Annotated in this window: 24 protein-coding genes; 21 read left to right on the top strand and 3 right to left on the bottom strand. The window is 41.0% G+C overall.

Annotation, left to right across the window (positions count from 1 at the left end; translation table 11 throughout):
• Positions 1–147 precede the first annotated feature (147 nt).
• Together L1076_RS11540 and L1076_RS11545 are read left to right on the top strand one after the other, a co-directional pair.
• Positions 148–285, top strand: coding sequence for a hypothetical protein (locus tag L1076_RS11540; RefSeq protein WP_237303632.1), 138 nt, complete (start codon positions 148–150; stop codon positions 283–285).
• A 63-nt stretch (positions 286–348) separates the two neighbouring features.
• Positions 349–1269 carry a helix-turn-helix domain-containing protein gene (locus L1076_RS11545; protein WP_237303633.1) on the top strand — a complete coding sequence of 307 codons (921 nt, stop codon included), beginning with the start codon at positions 349–351 and terminating at the stop codon, positions 1267–1269.
• A 91-nt stretch (positions 1270–1360) separates the two neighbouring features.
• Here L1076_RS11545 and L1076_RS11550 read toward each other — a convergent pair whose 3' ends face one another.
• Positions 1361–1645 carry a ribbon-helix-helix domain-containing protein gene (locus L1076_RS11550; protein ID WP_038876005.1) on the bottom strand — a complete coding sequence of 95 codons (285 nt, stop codon included), beginning with the start codon at positions 1643–1645 and terminating at the stop codon, positions 1361–1363.
• Positions 1646–2131: 486 nt separating this feature from the next.
• Here L1076_RS11550 and L1076_RS11555 point away from each other — a divergent pair, with 486 nt between their 5' ends.
• The 3 genes from L1076_RS11555 (at position 2132) to L1076_RS11565 (ending at position 8448) form a co-directional block, all read left to right on the top strand.
• Positions 2132–3325, top strand: coding sequence for a hypothetical protein (locus L1076_RS11555; protein WP_237303634.1), 1194 nt, complete (start codon positions 2132–2134; stop codon positions 3323–3325).
• A 70-nt stretch (positions 3326–3395) separates the two neighbouring features.
• Positions 3396–7193: an RHS repeat domain-containing protein gene (locus L1076_RS11560; RefSeq protein ID WP_237303635.1), complete on the top strand. Its 3798-nt coding sequence runs from the start codon at positions 3396–3398 to the stop codon at positions 7191–7193.
• A 1-nt stretch (position 7194) separates the two neighbouring features.
• Positions 7195–8448: an RHS repeat-associated core domain-containing protein gene (locus L1076_RS11565; protein WP_237303636.1), complete on the top strand. Its 1254-nt coding sequence runs from the start codon at positions 7195–7197 to the stop codon at positions 8446–8448.
• 234 nt (positions 8449–8682) lie between these two features.
• On the opposite strand, the gene exsE2 is transcribed toward L1076_RS11565, so the two are convergent.
• Together exsE2 and L1076_RS11575 are read right to left on the bottom strand one after the other, a co-directional pair.
• Positions 8683–8982 (bottom strand): T3SS regulon translocated regulator ExsE2, encoded by a 300-nt coding sequence (exsE2, locus tag L1076_RS11570; protein WP_237303637.1) that lies wholly within the window; start codon positions 8980–8982, stop codon positions 8683–8685.
• Between the two features lie 7 nt (positions 8983–8989).
• Positions 8990–9436 (bottom strand): CesT family type III secretion system chaperone, encoded by a 447-nt coding sequence (locus tag L1076_RS11575; protein WP_005537110.1) that lies wholly within the window; start codon positions 9434–9436, stop codon positions 8990–8992.
• Positions 9437–9794: 358 nt separating this feature from the next.
• Between L1076_RS11575 and L1076_RS11580 the strand changes: the two genes are divergently transcribed.
• From L1076_RS11580 to L1076_RS11655, 16 genes are all read left to right on the top strand, one after another.
• On the top strand, positions 9795–10202 hold the full coding sequence (locus tag L1076_RS11580; protein ID WP_237303638.1) for a YscW family type III secretion system pilotin: 408 nt from the start codon (positions 9795–9797) through the stop codon (positions 10200–10202).
• Positions 10203–10802: 600 nt separating this feature from the next.
• A complete protein-coding gene (locus tag L1076_RS11585) occupies positions 10803–11663 on the top strand; it encodes an AraC family transcriptional regulator (protein WP_061034974.1) in 861 nt (286 codons plus the stop codon).
• A 143-nt stretch (positions 11664–11806) separates the two neighbouring features.
• Positions 11807–12787, top strand: coding sequence for a T3SS regulon anti-activator ExsD domain-containing protein (locus tag L1076_RS11590; RefSeq protein ID WP_275424155.1), 981 nt, complete (start codon positions 11807–11809; stop codon positions 12785–12787).
• Between the two features lie 12 nt (positions 12788–12799).
• The gene (locus L1076_RS11595; protein ID WP_038866855.1) at positions 12800–13228 is read left to right on the top strand and encodes a YscB family type III secretion system chaperone; all 429 of its coding nucleotides are present in this window, start codon (positions 12800–12802) and stop codon (positions 13226–13228) included.
• A complete protein-coding gene (gene sctC, locus L1076_RS11600) occupies positions 13228–15099 on the top strand; it encodes a type III secretion system outer membrane ring subunit SctC (RefSeq protein WP_237303640.1) in 1872 nt (623 codons plus the stop codon). Before L1076_RS11595 ends, sctC begins: the two co-directional genes overlap by 1 nt.
• Before the next feature lie 5 nt (positions 15100–15104).
• Complete coding sequence (sctD, locus tag L1076_RS11605; RefSeq protein ID WP_237303641.1) at positions 15105–16406, top strand: type III secretion system inner membrane ring subunit SctD; 1302 nt, start codon at positions 15105–15107, stop codon at positions 16404–16406.
• Complete coding sequence (locus L1076_RS11610) at positions 16393–16599, top strand: EscE/YscE/SsaE family type III secretion system needle protein co-chaperone (RefSeq protein ID WP_039975158.1); 207 nt, start codon at positions 16393–16395, stop codon at positions 16597–16599. Before sctD ends, L1076_RS11610 begins: the two co-directional genes overlap by 14 nt.
• Before the next feature lie 16 nt (positions 16600–16615).
• Positions 16616–16864, top strand: a complete 249-nt coding sequence (sctF, locus tag L1076_RS11615) for a type III secretion system needle filament subunit SctF (RefSeq protein ID WP_005426103.1) — start codon at positions 16616–16618, stop codon at positions 16862–16864.
• 3 nt (positions 16865–16867) lie between these two features.
• Positions 16868–17224 (top strand): YscG family type III secretion system chaperone, encoded by a 357-nt coding sequence (locus tag L1076_RS11620; RefSeq protein ID WP_038876023.1) that lies wholly within the window; start codon positions 16868–16870, stop codon positions 17222–17224.
• Positions 17224–17886 (top strand): YopR family T3SS polymerization control protein, encoded by a 663-nt coding sequence (locus L1076_RS11625; protein ID WP_237303642.1) that lies wholly within the window; start codon positions 17224–17226, stop codon positions 17884–17886. Before L1076_RS11620 ends, L1076_RS11625 begins: the two co-directional genes overlap by 1 nt.
• A gap of 8 nt (positions 17887–17894) precedes the next feature.
• On the top strand, positions 17895–18239 hold the full coding sequence (sctI, locus tag L1076_RS11630) for a type III secretion system inner rod subunit SctI (protein WP_005426285.1): 345 nt from the start codon (positions 17895–17897) through the stop codon (positions 18237–18239).
• 17 nt (positions 18240–18256) lie between these two features.
• Positions 18257–19003, top strand: coding sequence for a type III secretion inner membrane ring lipoprotein SctJ (sctJ, locus tag L1076_RS11635; RefSeq protein WP_029388702.1), 747 nt, complete (start codon positions 18257–18259; stop codon positions 19001–19003).
• A complete protein-coding gene (gene vscK, locus L1076_RS11640) occupies positions 18996–19661 on the top strand; it encodes a SctK family type III secretion system sorting platform protein VscK (protein WP_038866862.1) in 666 nt (221 codons plus the stop codon). Before sctJ ends, vscK begins: the two co-directional genes overlap by 8 nt.
• Positions 19640–20275 (top strand): HrpE/YscL family type III secretion apparatus protein, encoded by a 636-nt coding sequence (locus L1076_RS11645; protein ID WP_095759923.1) that lies wholly within the window; start codon positions 19640–19642, stop codon positions 20273–20275. The genes vscK and L1076_RS11645 overlap by 22 nt, the downstream gene beginning before the upstream one ends.
• Positions 20276–20484: 209 nt before the next feature.
• The gene (locus tag L1076_RS11650; protein WP_237303643.1) at positions 20485–20916 is read left to right on the top strand and encodes a CesT family type III secretion system chaperone; all 432 of its coding nucleotides are present in this window, start codon (positions 20485–20487) and stop codon (positions 20914–20916) included.
• 3 nt (positions 20917–20919) lie between these two features.
• Positions 20920–22080 carry a VopS family T3SS effector adenosine monophosphate-protein transferase gene (locus tag L1076_RS11655; protein ID WP_237303771.1) on the top strand — a complete coding sequence of 387 codons (1161 nt, stop codon included), beginning with the start codon at positions 20920–20922 and terminating at the stop codon, positions 22078–22080.
• The last annotated feature ends 97 nt before the right edge of the window (positions 22081–22177 follow it).

The raw sequence follows: 22177 nt of genomic DNA on the forward strand, positions 1-22177 counted from the left end.
TTTTATTTTTAATAATTATCTTTATGACACTTTCTTTACACTACTCTTTCATGATTATTTCATATGCTTTTATTTTATGTATTAAGTTAAATTAATCCTTATTGATAATGATATTTAATTTAGTGGGTAATAAACAAGGATATAAAAATGAAAGATCTGGAATTTCATAGTAAAAATAAAAAATCCAAGAGAGTGCATAAAGAGGAGTTGAGTAAATATAAGGTAAGAAAACGAGTGGAAGAGATATTGGAAGATAGAAAGCTTAGAAAAGAATTTGAGTTATAAGGATAATAGATAGGTTAAATAAGATACTGTCATTAATTTCAAGTAAGTGGTCAAGGGATTAATATGGATTTTGGATATTATTTAAAACAACTTAGAGTAGCAGAAGGGCTTACACAAAGCGGCTTGGTGGCACGTTTAAATCTATCTGATCAAGAACTACAACATTTGGATTCAGTCACAATCAGTCGATGGGAACGAGGTATAACTAAACCAAGCATTTCTAAATCGATAAAAGTACTTAGAGTGCTTACTAATGATTTAACACCATACTTAACCAATTTGGAATATGATGAGAGTGACGATCTGCTAAGGGAAATAGCGAAAGAGAGATTCCATTCTTCAGAGTCGATGTTAACGAGTGCATCATATATGGAACGTTTACAAGAAGGATTACAAAAGAGTTATAAAATCGTTGATTTTTCTTGTAAAACAAGAAGTGTTAGTGCGGAGCTTAGAAATTTTTTAAGCAACGTAAACTTTGATGACACTAAAATTTCTGATATAGATGTTATAGAATATCAAAACAGTGGAAAATTATTTGCAAAAAAAATAATTGACTCGACGAGTAATCATATGGTGGGCCATTCTATTTCGTTTATCTTTGATCAAAAAGAAATAAAGAGCCATTTTTGTAGTCCTTACAAAACTATACCGTATTCAGCTTCAAAGAAATATAATGAAGTTGACAAGTTCGCAATATGTATTGTTAGCCGATTTGCCCTGTTTGAATCGGTATATTGGATTTTAAATAAGTTGGTGCCTGAATACATATCGTTGAGAGGGAATATACATGACGTCTATTTTTATGTTTTTGATAAGTGGTCAGTCGGTTACATGGCACATCTTGAAGCAGAGTTAGTTGCTTATGATGAGCTTGATAGCAATGGGTTGATTAAAGTGGGTAAAAGTAGATATAGGAATGGGTTATATCGAGTTGACTCTGCGAAATTTTTATCTAAGCAAGAAATATACAAACTTATTTAAAATAGAAAGAAACAAAAAAGTACTCACTAATATTTATAGTGAGTACCATATCAATTAATTATATTGCTATTTTAGTCATTGAAGCGAGTTTCTATGTCTTAACTTCTATTCTATCTTTATTTTCTATATAGATTACGCAGATTATCCTTAGTAAAGATGTAAAGTTAATAAATTCCATTCCTTCATCTAGAGCTTTAGCATAAATAAAAGATATGAGTTCTCCTCGGCTCAATCTCTCTTTTTCTGAAATCTCATCAAGAATTTCCCAATATTTGTTCTCAAGTCTTATACTGGTAGTTTGCCCCAAGATTCTCACCGAACGTGACCTTGTAGTATATATGTACTGCGGCTCGTCAAAGAAGGACTTTCCAACCATAATCAGCCCTCTGTTTATAATTTTAGCTTTAACTTAACTAATTAAAACTTACTTTATAGTTGTGTAACTTATAAATAGCACAAACAAAAGTTATTGTTAATTAAATTAGTAGTTAAGAGCATTTGATTGCTGTTTATGATTCGATAATGAGAGTTTCGTTCTCAAAAATCACTAGTATATATATATATTCTTGTCATCAAATTGATTGTCAATAATAAGTAAAATTAAACAATTTAATATATATTTGCTACCACTATTTATTACTGAGTAAAAATAAATATGTACTACCAACATAGATTAAACTAGCCGTAATCTACTTTCGTACATCAGCTTTATTAATCTATAAGTAAGGGAGGAGGCATAAATATTTTTAAAGAATAAATACGTTTAAAATTTGATTGTTATAAATGTAAAGCACTACTTTAATTGTTGTGTTTAAATTAATTTTATGAAATGACACATGCTGTCAATAGGAATAAGTATATTATGATTAAAAATATCCCACTGTTTTTTGTAGCTACGCTGCCGTTAATTTGTATAGCAAGTGAAGGACCACCGATAGCGGAAATAGAAAACATTCAAATAGAATGGAGTCATGGTGATGGTAAAATTTTTGCCAATAGTAGAATGCAAGCGGGGGCTTTAGTCTCCTTTGATATTCCAGATGGAAGTATTCTGAATAACGGATATCACGCTGCTTTTGGTTTAAGAGAGTATCAAACTTCAGCTAACCTTTCGCCAGAAGTTAAATTTTCATTAACAGAAAATAGATATTCTCATCTTATCACCAACAAGAAAAAAAATAAAATTCCAAAGAACGATAAGAGTGTCTCAATAGTTTATTTCAATGATGATGAGAAACTTCTATCATTAGAATTGAATAAAGAATCAGAACATCAAACCGTAGATTACTGGATTACCTCGAATAAGGAAAATAATACATACCAGCTATGCCCTGTTATTTATGCCATAAATGATGATGATCCGCTTGATATGTTTGAAATTGGTGATACGTGTACTGGTAGTGCACAAAATAAAGATCATGTAGAACTAGCTACAATAGCACCGATTAGATATACAGAAAGCGATTTTGATATACATAGTGAGGAACCTTATCATAAAAATTACGCCATTACGAAGCATAGAATGAAGTTCTTTTATGTTGATGAGTATTCTGAAAGGTCAAAAAATCTAGTGTACAAGGATACGCCGACATATACATCTAGTGATGGCTACGTGTCTGCATGGCAGTCCGATCCATCTTTGTTGGTTAACACTAATGAATCAACTTGGGATTCACTTACATATTTGCATTATCCAACCGATAAAACTAGCCAAGTTATAAAGCATTTGGATACGTCCAACTATTGGGTTTCACCTATATCACATCAAAGTACTACGTTATCAACGCCAGCTAAACGTTTGATTAATGTCGTTGGAGTATATTATTGGAATCATGGATTTATGGCTAAAGGTTACCTTTGTGTCGATAAGCCAAGTTATTATCGATGTGGCCATCCAACCACTGGTAGCTCGCTGTATCACTATAACTCTATGTCACGGTTTACTAAGAATACTGGATATGTGGACTTATATGATTACTGGGGGAATCGAGCTCCCTTTATTTATGAGAACGCGAATAAAGATTTTGATTCATTAAAAATTGGCTTGATAAAATAAAAACGTAAGCACTCAAATACGAGTGCTTTATTTCATGATTAGTATAATAAATGCGTGTTAAGGAAATAATATGTCTAACGTTACTAGTAATGCGACAAACTTCATCGATAGTACGAGTACAAATGTAGATCCTAGAACAGGTATGTTTAATGCTCACATTAATATCACTAAGTTGTTGTCATCTAAAACATCTGGAGCTCCCTATGATTTTTCTATTAGTTATAACTCATCATCAAACTTTGACTTAGGATTTGGTCGTGGTTGGGGGTATTCCTTAAGTTCTTTTGACCTGAAAAGCAAAAGATTGACCTTATCTTCAGGTCAAGTGTTTGAGATAAAGTGGGACGATACTCTAGGCGAATTCATTGCACCATATAGAAAACTAAAAGACATCAAGATACTATACCTTGAAAAAATTGATAATGAGCCGTCATCTATAGTCCTTCATTTCAAGGATGGAACGAGTGAATATATAAGCTATGAAGAAGGAATATTATATAAAAGAGTCTCTTCTAATGGTCTTGTTGTTAACTTTGAGTATGCGAATTCTTATCAACCTAATAGCTTTGGTCTTACTTTATGGAAAATTTCAGACGATAGTGGTCAATCAATTGAGATTGATTGGTGGACCAATGAATATAAAACAACAGTTACTCACAATAGTTTTGGTTCTGTTCTTAAAACTTGCTCGATATTAAAGATAGGCCGGGGAGATTGGAAAGGTCTTGGCTATATTTACTTCGAAGAAGAGCCCTATACTGAGTTTCAATACCGATGGATAGAAAGTTGTAACTATGAAGTTATTGAAAAGGTGATTCATGGTACAGGACTTCAAGAAGAAATTACTTATTTAGATAACGGTCATTCGTTACCAGATGGAGCCCCTATATCAAAGGTTCCTTTCGTTACAAAACATATTTTATATCCTGGTGAAAATCAAAATATTAAAAAAACTTTGTATTATTACTCTGACATGAACTACTTAGGGTTCGGCAGTGAGCAAAGTTGGCAAAGCGGAGAAGATACTCTTTTTGAAGCAAAAAGTGATTATAAGTATACAACTAAGGAAGTGATTAATGATACGATTCAAATAGAAAGAACCTTCAATAAATATCATTTAATGGATTTGGAATTACATACTTGTAATGAGAAATTGTTTAAGGAAGTTGTTTATTCCTATTTTGCAGATCTATCAAAAGGTATCGAATCACAGCCTGGGATATATACTCTAACTAAGAGTGAGATATTAAAGTTTTATAATGATGACAATGGCTATAAATCTTTTAAAACAGAATATGATTACGATGACTTTGGTAACCTACTAAAGCAAATAAATCCTGATGGTTCAATTATCGAACGTAAATATTACCCTAAAGAAGGTGATTCAGACTGTCCAGAAAACCCCCATGGCTTTGTAGCCCAGCTAAAAGAAGAATCTTTTATTCCAAGATCAAGTCAATTTAATATTAGGAGAAGAAATTTTACCTATACCAGTCTCCCTAGGCTAGACGATAACAGTAGATACTTTGTCCTTTTAGATAGTAGCAGTTCAAATTACAGTAAAATTACAACTAGAAATCATTACTTTGACAATAATGAAAATATTTATACGTATGGACGTGTTAAGACAGTAATCAAAACTTTTGAGGGTAAGGAAACATCATACAACTTTGATTATGAGTTTTATGATAACTCTTTAGAAATCAACCTAAACGTATCCAGCTTCGATGGGCTAAACTCAACATCAAGTAACACGATAGATTTACTTTATGGGAATTTGATAAAATCGATAGATAGTGTAGGCGCAGAAATTGTCTACCAATATGATCCATTGGGAATAAAGATTAGTGAGGTTTTTGCTCCAAATACAGACTATGAGGCAACCAGATCTTATAGTTATATAAGAGGAGAAAACCAAAATTCGGTTACAATAATAGAATCTATTGGTAATGTTATGGTTATAAATTTTAATAATGCCGGAAAACATGTTAATAGTTATTTGAATGGAAAAAGAGTTAACTCTATACGCTACGATGCTTTTGGTCAGGCAATAGAAGAAGATGATATAGACTATCTTTCAGACAAGATTATAACTCTTACAACTAAATACAATTATGATTCAAATCGTCAGATTAACAGAGTTGAACATCCAGATGGAAGAATAGAAAACATCGCGCAAGATATCCCTACCCTGACAAGCTTTACGGAAATCGTGGGCTTAGTTAAGGAAAAGGTAAGTTACAATATGTCTGGAAACCCAGTGTTCCGTGAAACTCAAGATATAAATGGTAAATCGGTCTTGAAGTCATCTTATAATTATGATGGCTATCAAAATATCATTTCTATAATCGACACAAATAATCGAGAGACACAATTTGAATATGATGATCTAGACCGTTTAGTCACGACAAAAAAAACAATTGATGGTGTCCTTGTAGCAGAAAGTCTAACTTACCCTACTTTTGTTGAAATGGATACACCAGCTACTATAGCACTAGATAAGAGTATTCTAGGGTCTAGAGCATTCGACGGATTTGGAAGGGTTACAACAGAAGACTCGGCTAAAGGACTACGTCATTGGACATATACGAACGGGAACCCTTTTCCAAATACGGAAATAACACCTACTGGTCAAGTATTATATCCTAAATATGACCTTTATTTGGGCGCTCAAACAAGCCTTGAAGTTGAGAGCGATGAGAAGTTAGCTAGACTATATCAATATGATAAGGCGATAGGAACTCTTAAATCTTCACAAAATATACATGGTGAACATACATTCACCTACGATTCATTTGGGCGAGTGACAAAAGAAGTTGTCACGTTAAATGATAATATCCCTCGTGAAGCAAAATATTCCTATTCACTCCTGGGGAAACTCGAAGAAAAATGGGATTTTTTTAATAATAAGACAGTTTATAAGTATGATGATCTTGGTAGGGTTAAAACTATCAGTCAAGAGATTTTAGGAAATAATTACTGTACGGAAATAACCTATGACCAGTTTAGTAGACCTTACTTTTATACTGTAAAGAATGGAAAAGAAACTTCTGCGACAGTTGAGGTTGTATTTGATTTTTTAGGCATGGAATTAAGTCGTTCTTTTGTGACAAGAGATTATTCAAAAACTATTTCGAATACTTTTAATAGTGATCAGCTTATTTCAAATCGTGTATTTACTGACTCAGAAGGTATCAATATTACTGAATATTATATGTATGATGATATGTTGAGATTGGTTAATTACCGTTGCTCTGGTAATAGTGCTCCAAAAGATGAGTACGGGAATGCGATATCAGAACAAATTTTTAAATATGATACTTATGGTAACATAACCCAGACTACTTCTACATTTGTTGACAAAACCTATAATCAGATGGATCTAATATATGATGAGAAAACCCCAAGTCGTTTAGTTAACATTGTTAACACCCATCAAAGTTATCCTGCCTCAATTGAATTTAATTACGACGCATCAGGTAATTTACTTAATGATGAGCAGGGTTTAAATTATGAATATAACGCCCTCGATCAAATATCTTCTATTACAAATAATAGTAGTACGCTATCGAATTATGGGCATGATGAGTTTGGTCAACTAGTTTCTCAAACAATTGAAGATATTCATACATACCTTTTGTATCAGCAGGGAGAGCTGCGGCATGAAATATCAGAGGGTACTCATACAATTTTGGAGAATGCGGGTTTAACGCTTCGTCGTTGTACCGTAGATAATCAAATTAAACAGGAAGACTTACTGCTACTCGACACCCAAGGTAGTGTTACTACCGAAGTTACAAAACATGAAGATGGCTCTTTGACAACTAAAAGCCACCTTTATACAGCTTATGGTGAAGAGGGAAGATAAAATGAAGAAGAATATATTTAATAAAGTACTGCCGATGATACCTTTGAGCCAAGAAAGGCGTTCATTCATGAAAAAATCTGCAGCTGTCAGTGCTTTAGCGCTGGGAGGTGGCGTGCTAGCACCTAGGCAAGTTCGAGCTCAAACTTCAAACCCCTTACTAGCAAGCTCTATAGGTTATACCGGTGAGCGGAGAGACCCCGTAACCGGATGCTATCATCTAGGAAATGGTTATAGAATGTACAATCCAAGGATTATGCGTTTTCATTCAGCAGATAGCGTTAGCCCATTCGGAAGAGGTGGTATAAATTCCTACGCTTATTGTCTTGGTGACCCAGTAAACAGGACAGATCCCAGTGGCCACTTTGCATTACTGAGTATAATAACTGGTGCTATTGTAGGTGCGGTTGTCGGTGCTACAATATCGGCTGCTGCTGAAGGTATCAGGTCTGCAACTTCTGGTCAAAGTTTTGACTGGAAGCAAGTAGGTATTGGGGCGGCATTAGGTCTTATTAGTGGTGGGTTTGGTACAGCTGCAAAAGGAGCTACGACTGGTGTTAAAGTGGGCTTAGCAATCGCAGATTCGATAACTTCAAGTGCTACAGAGTTTGGCCTGAATGTTGCGACGGGTATGCCTACTAAGCAAGCTGGTATTAGTGCTGGTGTTGGTGCTATCGTAGGGCTGGGAAGTTATGGTGTAGGACAGGGCACTACAAGATTTCGTAGATCAACCCAACGTCGTTTACCAATGAGAAGTAATACCAAGCACCCCATGAGTATAGAGGGACAGGGGGCCTACGGCCCTTGGCCTAGAGGATATACTGATAACTTTCGTGACACAGGCGAAGAAGCGATTTTATTGCACGGTGACCCAGATGGTAAAGTATATGTGGGAGAAAGAGCCTATAAAGACCCAGTCACTAATAAGTGGGAGACAGATTATAGTAATCTTACTGCTTTGACGGGGTCTCAACTCGCACAACACATGAAGAATAACGAAGGGATTGATTTGTATAAAGGTTTACCAACATCTCCCGTTCATTTGTTAAGCTGTTATGGAAAACTAGGAGCAGCTCAAGATTTAGCGACAGAGATAGGTCGACCTGTTATTGCTTATTCTAAGCAGCCTACGTGGACTCATAACCTGGACACTATAGAGTCTCCAGCGTTTTCTGTAGGAGCATCTTTTGGTAAGTGGGACCCTCGAGGTTGCTTTTGGGATAGGCATGGTGCTAAGCCAAGAAGATTCACCCCTTAGTTTCGTCATATCAAGAGTTTATTGAACTTTTACTCTTACCGTAAACCACCTGCGTGAGTGGGTGGTTGTTAGCATATATTTCTCCTAAGAGGCTGATATTGTTATAACTTCGTATAGTTTCTCTATATTTGGTTGTGTATGTTTGCTAATCACTGCTTTACATCTTTGCTTTAAGAAAGTAGCAATGCCCCGAAACCTCGGGGCTTTGCGTTTCTTGCAAAGTGAGGTCTACCCCTAGCGCATTGGCCTATTGGTCGCGATCACTTGGACCTTTCTATTCAACAGGCTTTGTGCTGTATTCGAGTCTTTTTCAAAGCTTAAAATCGCGTTGGAGAGCTCAGTATTGGCAAGCATAGAAAGCGTCTCGCCTAGCTCCAGTTTTGAGTTAGTACGGTTTTGCTCTCGCTCGTTTGGATTTATCTGCACCACGGTTCTGCCTAAAAAGTTTCCCTTCTTTACAGACTCAGTCTGGCTATTGCTCTCGACCCAATCGATAGATAACTGCTTTTGTGTTGGTTGGATGTCATTGGACATAGATTACCTAAACTCTTAAATCCGAGCTCTGAAGCTGAGAGGGCAAAGCTTCCATGGCGATGTGGGCGGATAACAAGTCTTCCCAAGATTCGCTCTGTGTGAGCAGCTCAGCCAGTGCATCTTCAAACAGTTCGTAGTCGAGTGATTCTGCGTGAAGCAGTCTATTTAAACAAAGCTTGTGCCTGTGGTTATCTAAGCTAAAAAACAATTGATGCTCAGACCAATGGTAGTTGAATGCGATAAAAGAACGGTAAAGATCAGAATTAACAATTTGTAGATCGACGATCTCAGCTTCTAATTGAAGCATCCCTGTCGTTGGGTGAAAAATCACATGCACTCTTAAGTTGTCATCAAAAGCTAAACCCAATTCGTCTTCAATCAACTGTAATTTAGGTAACCCTATTTGATGAGCAAATTTAAGTAAAACCTCATCTACGATTTGGCGCGCAGACATAGAAGTCATCCTTTTTAGAATTTTAAGGGTGAAGTTATGGCAAGTGAATTTCGATGTTTATCAAAATTGGTTGGATTTTTTTATATAAACGTTTTTTCTATAAGGTTAATAAAGAAAGTATTGATGGTGTTGCTTATATCATTAGTGCATATAAATTTCACTTATATAATATTTGATTATGTGCTTGGAACTAATGTCAAATTTTAAAACAAATCAAATCCAGTGTAATTAATGGTTTCTTATTTTTGAGAATTTATTTTTTGAGTCATTTATAAAATACAGGTTGATCTTTTATATATTTCTGTACCAGAATTGCGACTGTCATTTTTAATAAAAAGATAAGTAGATAGAGTACGCGGTGAAATCTAGAACGCTTATTGGGTTGCTAAGCCTGTTGTTTTTGAATGCTTGCACTCACAACAATTCCTCAAACGGCGGCTTTGCGAGCTCTTCCCAAGCTGTGCTGTATGGGTGGGTGGCTTTTGATGAGTATATTGCGCCCGTGAGTACATCGGTTGATATTGATGTGTGCCAAGTAACCACAGAACGGTGTATTACAGTCGCAAAGCAGACATATCAGGGGGTTCAGCTGCCTGTGCAGTACTCTTTTGTTATTGCGCCTATACAAGCAGGTAAGGGTGAAATGAAGATCCGCGCAGTGTTACGTTCTCAAGGAAAAATCATAGCCAGTAAAGAAGAAGGCTATATTTTTACGCAAGGCAGAGTACATAAGGACTTAAAACTAGAAGCTTACAATAATAACTAGAAAAGTAATCGTTTTCATTTTTTCTATTTTAATAAAAAATTAAGTTGAATGAAGCGAATAATTCAGCGCTTAAACCCTAATTATTATTGGGTTTAAGTCATCGGTTCAGTGCTTCTTTATATGAATATCAGTTGCACTTACTGCAATTTTTATGTTTATATCCCCCGCTTCTGAGAAGTTGGCTAGATAGAACGGTTTAAAAATAAACACTTCGTTTTTTGTGGAAATACCAATATTAATGAAAGTAGGCTTAAATATTAGTACTTTCATTTATTCTAATATAATAAGAGCTTTGGTTGTTTGAGTATCACTAGTTATAAGTTGAACTTTAGCAAAAGCTTATTAATTCTCGAGAATATCACATAACAATATCGAGACGTTTTTCCAAGATTATTTTTTGCTGCTACAGGCAGTTTTTGAGCTATTTATAATTTATTCGGGGAGTATGGTCGTGCTATCGCACCTATGCTCTTTTCTTTGCTTCTTTAATTGACATCGTTTTGATTACACATCCGCGTGTACGTTTTCGTATTGGGTGTGAGTCAGGCTATGGCATTTCTCTAGTGGGATTAGAGAAATTAGAATTATGAAGGGTAGAAAATGGATGTGTTAGGCCAACTAAACACAGAAAGGGTCAACTCGCTATCGCGAAAAATCCATAGTGCTTGCTACTATGAAAAATACGATGAAGTATTTCATTCTCGCCAGTCTCACATTGTTGTCGTTCACAATGGACAATTGAGAGTTCAGACGGGGGACTGCACGTTAGATGTGGTCGCTGGTTGTGGGGTGTATCTCTCTCAAGGGGATTACTTACTAGAATACACACCAGTAGATGGCCAATATACGGCGTCAGTGATCGAATTCGACAATGAACTTGTCAGTCAATTTTTGCAAAAGCACAGTGATTTACTGATGTCGTTACCAAAAGTTGAGAACGTTCAGTCTGGATTATTCCCGTTTACTTTCAATTTGTTGATAGAGCAGGCCTTATCAGGGATGAAGACGCTAGAAGAGCAGTCTTATCCTGACACCATCATGCGCTTAAAATACGAGGAAATGCTCATCTTATTGCTCCACGGTGAGCAAGGTGAGAACCTGTATGCGTTATTATCACAGCTGACCAACAAAACCTCAGACCGACTGCGTCGCTTTATGGAACTCCATTACCTGAAGGAGTGGAAGCTGACCGACTACGCTCAAGAGTTTGGCGCGAGCCTGACGACGTTTAAAGAGCTCTTTAATGAGCACTATGGCGTTTCTCCTAGAGCGTGGATCAGTGAGCGCCGTTTGCTGCATGCCCATAAGTTATTGCTTACCAGCAAAATGAGCATTGTCGACGTCGCAATGGAAGCGGGCTTTTCTAGCCAATCTTACTTTACGCAAAGCTACCGACGCCGTTTTGGAACGACACCAAGTCGTGTACGTTCTGGGGATGAACAAGTCGCTATTGCTAAGTGAAATGTCTGACGACTAAAATTTTCTGACTAATTTTGAAAGGCATCAACTGGCGTAAACTCTATTATGCTCAGCGTAACAACGAACAAAACTATTACCTCTACTTCCTTCTGGATTGTTCGAAGTAGATGCGGAGAACAACACCAATGAAAAAGCTGCATTGGCGACGCCGTTCGCTTTTTCCTAACAACATTGTGACGCAAAGGAAGGTCACTGTATTGCAGAGAGGCGCAAGATACGAAGGTTTAACCCAATCATCGCAAGTGCCCAATGTTGTTAATGTCAATCACCGACAACTTCTTAGTGAAGACGTTCTGAGTTCAGAACAATTGTCTTTGCTACAACGTTTGCTTGACCGCAATGTCGTTGATTGCTTATGTGCAAGCCAAGTGGTGAAAACCTATCAAAGGTTTGGTACCTCTTTAGACCGGTTTGCCATGCGCCTCTTTCTCGAGGTGGGTGGGCAACTGAGTGATAATCACGTGTTGAGCTCTTTTGAGCAAAGGCTGGATTACATTAACAGCCGATTAGGGTTTCGCTTCAATTTGGCGTCACCTAAAACGCTGATTCTTTCAATGTATTTAACCCTGAATGAATGGGTGAACCGAAAGACAGATCAGACGGTGTTACATGACACCATAAAGCTAGAGCAGTTGATCAATCAGCTGAGTATTCAGAAAGACTACTGGTTGAGGCTGTCGACAGAAGAGAACAGTGCGATTTTTGCAGAGCAGCAATTGGCATTGATTCAGAGTCAGCAGAGTGAATTGTATGAGCAGCTTGATGTTCTCAATGAACAACAAAATCAGGCGGTTGAATCCCACCGAGCCATGGTAGAGGAGTGGAAGCCAACGCTTGATAAGCTCAAAGGTTTATCTCAGTACGGTGAGACCTCAGATAAGTTTATCTCTGAATGGAAAGTCTGGTGTGGCGAAGCTCGAGTGCAAGCGCCGGAACTCAACGACGTGTGGGACGCTTGTGACCTTGTGTACAGCGACTTAAATGCGGTTGCGAAGATTTGGCAGTGGTTTCAAGACATGCACACTGTTGGCAATGTGGATCACTACTATTTTGATATTCAGAGTAACCAGTGCGGTCAAGCTTGTAACCATCTCAGCCAGATTTAAATAGAGCTAAATATGTTAGATCAAATGATGAAATCCCTCGCGGCAACGCTTGGGGTTGGGGATTTTATTGCCTCAAATAATGGTTCCTACGATATTGAAGTCGACCAGATGCTGCTTAACATTCGGCAGCATTCATCATGGGTCTTGTGGGAAACCGTGCTCCCATTTCAGTTTGAACAGCACCTCGATTACCAAAAAGAGCAGACGCTTAAACATTGTATGCAGCTCTCTTTGAAGACACTGCGCGACACGAGCAGCACACTGACGGTGAATGATAACGAGCAGTTGATTGTGCAAGGAAAGATGAATATGGAAAGCGTTACCACAGAAGCATTATGCGCCCAGCTCTCCCAGCATGTGAATTTGGTGGAGCAGTTTAGTGGTGTGCTAGAGCACCAACGCGTTAACCATACCGTCAGCCACAGTATTTGGATTCCATAATGCTTGCCGTTTTAAAAAAACAACTACGCCGACTTGTTTGGTCTGTTGCATGTACTTTGAGTTTGTTGGCGGCATTGCCTTTACACGCATCAGAGTTGAATTGGCCTGATCAGCCGTTTCGTTACTATGCCGACAATGACTCTTTAAAAGAACTATTGAATAACTTTGGCGCTAACTATCGCGTTTCGGTGTCGGTCAGTGACAAGGTAAACGATCGAGTTAGTGGTCGATTTACGCCAGAAGACCCAGCCGAGTTTCTTGATTATCTAGCACAGGTCTACAACCTGATGTGGTATTTCGATGGCGCGGTGTTGCATGTGTACAAAGCGACGGAAACCCGTTCGCGACTGTTACAGCTTGAACTTCTTACTGCCCGTGAGCTACGAAGTACTCTGATATCAACAGGGATTTGGGACTCTCGCTACGGTTGGCGTGCGGCAGAGAACAAAGGGCTGGTTTACTTAGCGGGGCCACCCAGATACGTTGATTTGGTTGTGCAAACGGCCGAAGCGCTGGAAAGCCGATTGGTTCAAAAGTCGAACTCTACTGATGAGCTGTTTGTTGAAATTATTCCTTTGAAATATGCCTCGGCGACGGACAGAGAAATCACTTATCGCGATCAAGCGGTGACGGTACCGGGCATTGCATCGGTATTGAGCCGAGTATTGTCGGGTGTTCAAACTCAGATCAAGGCAACTAAAGAGAGTGAAGAAGCGGACAGCAATACGGCTGCAACCACGACGAAGAATGTTTCTGTACACGGCGGTGCGTCGGTTGAAGCAGAGCCAGGTTTAAACGCCATCATAGTGCGTGATACGCAAGCGCGCCTGCCTTTGTACCGCAAGTTAGTCGCTCAGTTGGATCAGCCACAGTCACGAATTGAAGTGGCACTCTCTATTGTCGATATCAGCGCGAACGATTTGAGCCAACTGGGTGTGGATTGGCGAGCGGGTATTGAGGTCGGTAACAACAGTATTTTAGACATCAAAACCACGGGTGACGTTGATGGTGGTGATGTGACGCTAGGTAGCGGGCAGACTTTTAAGTCACTGCTTGATGCGACCAACTTAAACTACTTGTTGGCTCAAATTCGTTTGTTGGAATCTCAAGGTAGCGCTCAAGTCGTGTCTCGACCGACTTTGCTAACTCAAGAAAACGTTGAAGCGGTCCTAAACAACAGCAGCTCGTTCTACGTCAAGTTGATTGGTAAAGAAACTGCAGCGCTTGAAGAAGTGACCTACGGCACCTTACTGCGTATCGTCCCACGCATCGTCGGAGACCGATTTGTTGAAAGACCTGAAATCAACCTGAGTTTGCATCTTGAAGATGGTGCGCAAATTCCAGATGGCGGTGTTGATGATGTGCCATCTATCCGAAAAACAGAGATCAGCACGTTAGCGACCGTGAAGCAAGGTCAGAGCCTACTCATCGGTGGTGTATACCGTGATGAAATCAGTCATCAACTGCGTAAAGTGCCTTTGTTAGGGGACATCCCATACCTTGGTGCCTTGTTTAGAAGTACGACCGATACCACCAGAAGAACGGTGCGCATGTTCATTATTGAGCCGAGAATTGTTGTCGATGGCATTGGCGACAACGTGCTTATCGGTAATGAGTATGACTTGAGGCCGAAGCTCGGCACCTTGAACAATATTTCAAATAACAGTGCAGATCTGAAATCGGCACTCGCGCTCTACAGCTGTACATCTCAAGTACAAGCGGAGCGTCATCAACAAGATCTATTGTCACAGGGCAAATCTTCGCTGTTATCACAATGCGAGCTGCCTTCAGGGCAAAAAGGATGGCGAGTGCAAATCAAAGAGTGTGATGGCTCAGAGAACCATTGCGTTCGACCATTAGAGGAGCAATAGCCTCAATGCAGCAATGGAAAATTCGTATTCTCTCTGGTGTTCATGCCGGAGTAGAGGTGACCTTACCCAATGATTCATTGGTGTTGGGGAGCGATGACTTTACCGCCGATCTTGTGTTGACCGATTCGGACATCAAGGCGAGTCACCTTGTATTGGTATGCGATGGCGAAACCGTCTTACTGCGTGATTGCGATGAGGTCTCGATCAATAACGAGAGCGTTACCGTTGACGCTGATGGGTTTAAATTATCGCGTAACGCCTTGGTGTCGGTTGGCCGCTTAAACTTTGCGGTGGGACATCTTGAAGACGACTTGGTTATCGATATTGCAACGGAAGCCGCAGATAAACATGTGGCACCGGTCAGTCATAAACCGTCGTCAGGTTGGAAGAGAACGGTCTTGATCGGCTTGATGTGTAGCCTGATCCCAAGTGTGATATTTGCCGGTGTTTGGTATAGCCAAATCCGAGCCAGCGACAGCGATGCTATTACTGAAGCGGAGCCCATCGTTTTGGTGCGCAATATTCTGAGCGAATTAAAGCTCGATGATGTGCGAGTTGAATGGAATGCCACGGCAAGGCAAGCAGTACTGGAAGGGTATGTCGAAGACAGAACAGCAAAACTGCAACTGCTGGGAAGAATTGACGAGTTAGGGATCAACTACAAAAGTGACCTGCGAACCATGGAAGAGATTCGTCGCGGCGTGCGCTTTATCTTGCGTAACCTCGGTTATCACCAAGTCAAAGTTGAAAATGGTGAAGAGACCGGCACGCTGCTCTTAACGGGGTACATTGATGATGCGAGCCGTTGGAGCCAAGTCGAGCAGATATTAGAACGTGATGTCCCGGGGTTGGTCGCTTGGAAGGTCGAACTGCAAAGAGCGGGCGCCTATATGGATACGCTCAAAGCCTTGCTTGAAAAAGCTGAGTTATTAAAGAAAGTTCAGTTAGTAACAAGTGGCGATCGTATTGAAGTACGCGGTGAGTTGGATGACATCGAGACCACTCGCTTCTATGGCGTTACGAGGGATTTCCGTGAGCAGTATGGCGAGAAACCTTACTTGGTTTTGAAGTCCATTCCGAAAGTAAGCAAGGGAACCAACATCGATTTTCCGTTTCGTAGCGTGAACTTCGGTCAAGTCCCTTATGTGATTCTTACGGACAATGTTCGTTACATGGTTGGGGCACGCACCCCTCAAGGGTATCGCATTTCTAGCGTCACCCCAGCAGGAATAGAGCTTGTGAAAGGCGGGCGAGTGATCACGATCGATCTAGGGTATGAAGGTGGAAATACCAATGACAAATCTTGAACAACTACTACAAAGCGACTCGGGGCAGGAGCAGAAAGAAGCCATTATCCTCAAGTTCAAGCAAGCGCAATCTGCAGTTAAGCGCCAGCTCGATCTTGGCTGTGCTCCCCAAGAATATCAGTTGCTACTCAAACAGCATGAGGCGTATCAAGCGGCCTTAGCTGTGATTGAAACTGTCGAATGCAATAAATAAACAAGAGGCGATACCTATGTCATTTTACGATGCGAGTAACAGTGTTTATCTCGATGATGTTAAAGCGAAACTAGAAGAACAAGCAAAAGCGGCGAATGAAGCCGTGAATGAAGCGATCAAAAACCTAGAAACCAACGCTGATGACCCGTCAAAGCTGGCTGAATTGCAGCACACGATCAACAAATGGTCGGTGGTTTACAACATCAATGCGACCACGACTCGTGCTATCAAGGATGTGATGCAGTCGATTCTGCAGAAGGTGTAAGTTATGGAAAAAGACATGCGTTTGCTGCTGGCCGAAACGGCTTTGATGGCAACTGGTATGCATCGCCACGAAGAGGCAGAGACGATTGCGTCTTGCCTTGAATCCCAAGGGGATACCGAAGAAGTCGTGGCAATGATTCGCTCTATGAGTTTGATGAATCGTGGTCGCTACGAAGAGGCGCATCGCCTGCTTGAACCGATGTGCGTGAACTCTCCTGACTTAGTCTGCTTAGCGGCTCTGGCGGCGGGTAAAGCAGGGTTAGCGAGTAAAGCGGAATCTTGGCTGGCGATGGCTTCAAAAGGCAGTGAAGAAAACCAAGCCTTTGCAACGAGCTTCTCTCAGGATATCAGGAACCTTTAATGAAGGTTGAAAACAACTCGCTCAACTATGTACTCAGTCAGGTTCAGCAGCCATCCAGAGTTGATCTGCACGAGGCAAACAAGATGAACCGTTTGATGAGTGAAAGTGCATCAGACAACAGTGCATCAGACAGCAATTCATCAAACAAGAGCATATCGCCAGTGCAAAAAAGCACGGACATCGTCTCTCAGTCTGAGGCCAAAGTGACGGCAATTAAAGAGTGGTATGAAGCGCTCAAGAGTTCCGGAAACTTTAGCTCAACGGCTCTTAGCCGCTCACTTGACGGAGCACTTACTTCTCCAAGCGAGCAGAAAGAGGCGTTGTGGTATGCGCTTAGCCAGGAAAGAAGCGTAAAAGGCACCGATAAAGCGTCACCAGAACTACTGGCTTCACTCGAACAAGAGTTACTGGGCAGCTTTTCAGGACGTTTGCTGGCCGATCCTCCAAAAGACCGTGAGGAGCTAAAAGTGCTGCTGTCTGAGCATTTCCCTCTGGGGGCGCAAAAGGAACAAGCACTTTGGCATAGCTGGGCCGAGTTGAAAGACATTCCTGATCAAGAGCCATTGTTAGACATGGTTCGGGAAGAGTTGAGCTTTGTTATACAAATCAACTCAATGGTCAAAAACATGCTGACTTACAGCCACAAACTAGAGCTCTCATAGGAACGCAGATGATCAATACGCAATACACCGAAGTCATGCAGACGAATCTAGAGCAAGTGCAAGATGCGCAAGCTCAGGATGGGCTTAGCGAACGTTTCGAGCAAGCGATGTTGGCCCCGGAAGGAAACAATGGTTTAGAAGGTGGTTTGTTAGAAAACATTAGCGAACTGAAAAATACCATCGATAACGCAAAAAGCAGTTTAACCGACAGTATGAAAATGGTGGGTGACGATCCTGCTCAGCTTTTGCAAATGCAATGGGCGTTGACTCGAATTACCTTTCAAGAGGAACTGATCGCCAAGACGGTAGGTAAAACGACGCAAAACGTAGAAACACTGTTAAAGGCACAGTAGTCACAATGAAGTCAGTCATCACAAGAAAAACAATGCGTGCAGTAAGCATGTTACTGGTTCTATTTTTGGTGGGTTGTCAGACCGAACTTTACACCGGTGTGAGCCAGAAAGAAGGTAACGAAATGTTGTCAATCTTACTTTCTGAAGGTGTCGTCGCCACCAAAGAACCGGATAAAGACAACACCGTCAAGTTGATGGTAGATAACGCACAAATTGCGTTTGCGGTTGATGCGCTTAAGCGCAAAGGTTACCCAAGAGAGCAGTTCTCGACACTAAAAGAAGTCTTCCCGAAAGACGATCTGATTTCGTCTCCGCTTGCCGAGCGAGCGAGACTTATTTACGCGAAATCGCAAGAGCTGTCGTCCACATTGTCACAAATTGATGGTGTGTTGGTCGCTCGCGTTCACGTGGTACTTGAAGACCAAAATCTTCGTCCTGGTGAGCGCCCAACGCCAGCATCGGCATCTGTGTTTATCAAACATGCAGCGGATGTGGCGTTGGACTCTTATGTTCCTCAAATTAAGCTGTTAGTAAACAACAGTATCGAAGGGTTGAACTACGATCGTATTAGCGTGGTGATGGTGCCATCTTCGGAAGTTCGCGTGACGTCTCAAGGTAATCAATTCGAAAGCATTCTGTCGATTCAAGTGACCAAAGACACCGCAAGCCATCTGATTGCTATCCTTGTTTTCTTGGTACTGCTGATCATTGGCTCTAACGCAGCAACGTTTGCTTGGTGCCGCAGGAACGTGAAACGTGGTTAATTCCGAAACGCCAGTTTCCCAAATTCAGCATCAGTTTAACTATTGCCCTTGCAGTTATATTGACGAAAGTTGGGTAATGGAAAAACAGCCTTGGTTGTTAAAACTCCAAGGCTGGAGAGACCAAGCGGCCATCAATCAGTGGTGTATTGAAGACTGGGCGTTGTCGCCAATTACGGACCATGCTTTTAATCATCCATACAACAGTCTGGCTTTACTGCCTGTAGAGGCAACAAATCGACTGCTGTTGATGATTGGCGGAATCATGCATTGCCAAGCGATGCGCCAAGTGGTGCTAAAGCAACCTAAACAATGTCTTAATCAGGTCTTTGGGGTGGATGAAACGCGTTTTTTGATCCAACAAGGACCGATGATGATTTCCAACTGGCCCAGCGGTTGGCAAAAGCCACTGCCAACCAGCCTTGATGAAAAAAGCTTTGAAAAGACAGCCCGAGAGCTGGGTTATTTATGGGTCACGTTCTTACTGGCAAAGTCACCATCAGAGTTAGTACAACGATGGCAATTTAAGCTCGATCGTCAACTGACGCTAACGGATCGCAGTGCAGATTGGCTGGATGACGCGCATCGTGATCTCGCATATCGACTTATCAAGAAAATCGCAAAACAGGTAATTCCTCAATGGTTTCATTTGTTGAAATAAAAACCGACAACTTGCAATTGGCGCCGGGCTTAAAAGTGCTCAAAGCAAAAGACTATGTGAGTTACTTAGATTCGCAGCATTTGGTTGAGGCGGCGCACTCAAAAGCAGAAAGTATCATTGCGAAAGCGGACGAAGCCTATGAGCTAGAGAGGCAGCGAGGTTATCAGGACGGCATCGATCAAGCGAAGATCGAGAACGCCGAAACCATGCTGGCAACACTTGCTCGATGCAACGAGTACTATTTGCAGGTCGAGCAAAAAATGACAGGCGTTGTGCTCGATGCCGTCAGAAAGATCATCAACAGCTTTGATGATGTGGATACCACTGCAAGTGTCGTGAGAGAGGCGCTCCAACTTGTCAGTAACCAGAAGCAAGTGATTCTGCACGTACACCCAGAGCAGGTTACTGAAGTGCGGGAGAAGGTTTCCTCCATACTCAGTGATTTCCCTGAAGTGGGGTACGTTGAAGTCATTGCCGATGCACGTTTAAAAAACGGCGGCTGCATATTGGAGACCGAGGTCGGTATTATTGATGCGAGCATCGACGGGCAGCTACAAGCACTCAAGCATGCCATCACCAAGCAATTGAGCGAACGCCAGCAGATGCAGCCTTAACGCGTTTATTTTCGTTCTCCGTAAGTCCAGCTATGCTGGGCTTTTTTTAGGTCATCATATGCCTTGTTCTAAACGGCTTAAAATGAAAAAAAGCCGACCATATCTAGCATATTCCCCCATCCGAATTCAGCATAATCACTCCATCAGCCAATACTCTGCTCTTATCTAAACCGCAGAGATGTAAATACAAAAATAGGAATGTAAACCAGATGGTCAACGGATTTATATCGACCCTTCTAAACGACTTTGCAAAGCGTTGCCAAATAGAAACGCTGGAATTTGATGAAGAAGGCTGTTGTCGCTTAATTATTGATAACGAAGTGGCGATTACACTTCGAACAAATGAAGAGAAGCTGACGCTTATTGGCTTAATTTCCGGTGAGAAACCACAGCCCGATGTTTATTTTCAACACATGAAGGCGGCATTAACCAAAGATGAGCCCTACGTATGTTGGGATGAAGGTGCTGGCTACATCGGTTTTATTCACATTCATCAAACGATGTTAACCGAGACATATTTTGAAACGTCGATTGCTCAATTTGTTGATTGGTTAAAGCTGTCAGCAAGCCCGCAGGAGCAAGCGATGCAAGAACAAACACAGACAATAGATGCGGCTCAATTTGCCACACTAAGGGTATAAATGATGATTAGTTTTGGAAACGTAAGTGCGCTACAAGCCGCAATGCCGCAAGCGCGAAATGATATTCTCAATGAAGGCAAACTCAATGTTGGTGGCAAGGAATATAAGGTCGATGCAGATACTCAGCAGTTTGTTCGTTCAAACCCAAGTAATAGTGCAGTCGCTCGATTCTTTGAAGCAACGGGTAAGCTTTTTAGAGAAGGCAACACAGACTCAGTAGCGAAAGCGATTACGAAATCGGTATTCGATAATGAACTTGGACAAGCTCAGCGCTTGCAAACCAGTTCTTCTGTTGAGCACGGTCAAATGCTGTTTAAAGATGCCAGCATTAAAACTCCGGCCGATGTGTTAAATGCCTTTAGCCGACTTGATGCTCAGGCGATTAAGTCAGACAGTGGTGAACTTAACCAATTGGCTGAGCGCGCGATGTCAGAAGCGCTATTGGATACGAAATCAGGACAGGACTTGAAGTCACAAATTGGTGAGGGTTCAACAAAAGCATTAGCTGGCAAAGTTGTTAAAGCTTTTGGTGGCGGTGCGATGGGCGTGAAGAACAACCCAAATACCGCGATGGGCTTGGAAGTTGTATTTGAAACCGAGGTTAAGAACTTAAAAGCGGCACAAGCACATATTGAAGGTTTGGCAAACACAGATTTGAGTTCGGGTGTTTATGCCGATTCGCTAGCAGAAGAGAAATTCAATAAAACGGGCACGACGAACAATCTTGAACGCGCGGCGGCTTGGATCATTAACGCATCGACTTCGAAAGGAAACGATGCTGATAATATTACCGCGCTTCTTAAAGAGTACGCGGCCAATGATAAAGACTTGCTGAACATGGATAACTTAAAAGAGCTTCATGCGCGAGCGGTGCCGAATATTGAAAGAGATTACCGAGGCCCAGCGACGGCTGGTGGCGCACTTCCATCAAGCATTGGTGGTGAAGGCATGCTAAAACAGCACATAGAGGGCTTTTTGAAAGAAAACTCAGTGGCAGATAAAGACCTTGGAAAACAGTTGTTTGCTGGTGTGATTGGCTACCATGGCTTCACGGATGGTAACGGTCGTATGGGACGTATGCTGTATGCGATTGCTGAGTTGAGAAATGATGCATTTACGCCTCTTGCTTTAAGTGCAGAGCTTAGCCTTCACGGGATTAAGTAAATATCCTCACCATATTTAGAGCGGCGAAAGTCGCTCTTTTTCGTTGTGAGTTATATATATTAACATTGAAGTGTGAAACCGAAGTAATAAGTTTTTT

This window comes from Vibrio sp. MMG023 (genome assembly GCF_021654215.1).
GTDB classification, from domain to species: domain Bacteria; phylum Pseudomonadota; class Gammaproteobacteria; order Enterobacterales; family Vibrionaceae; genus Vibrio; species Vibrio jasicida.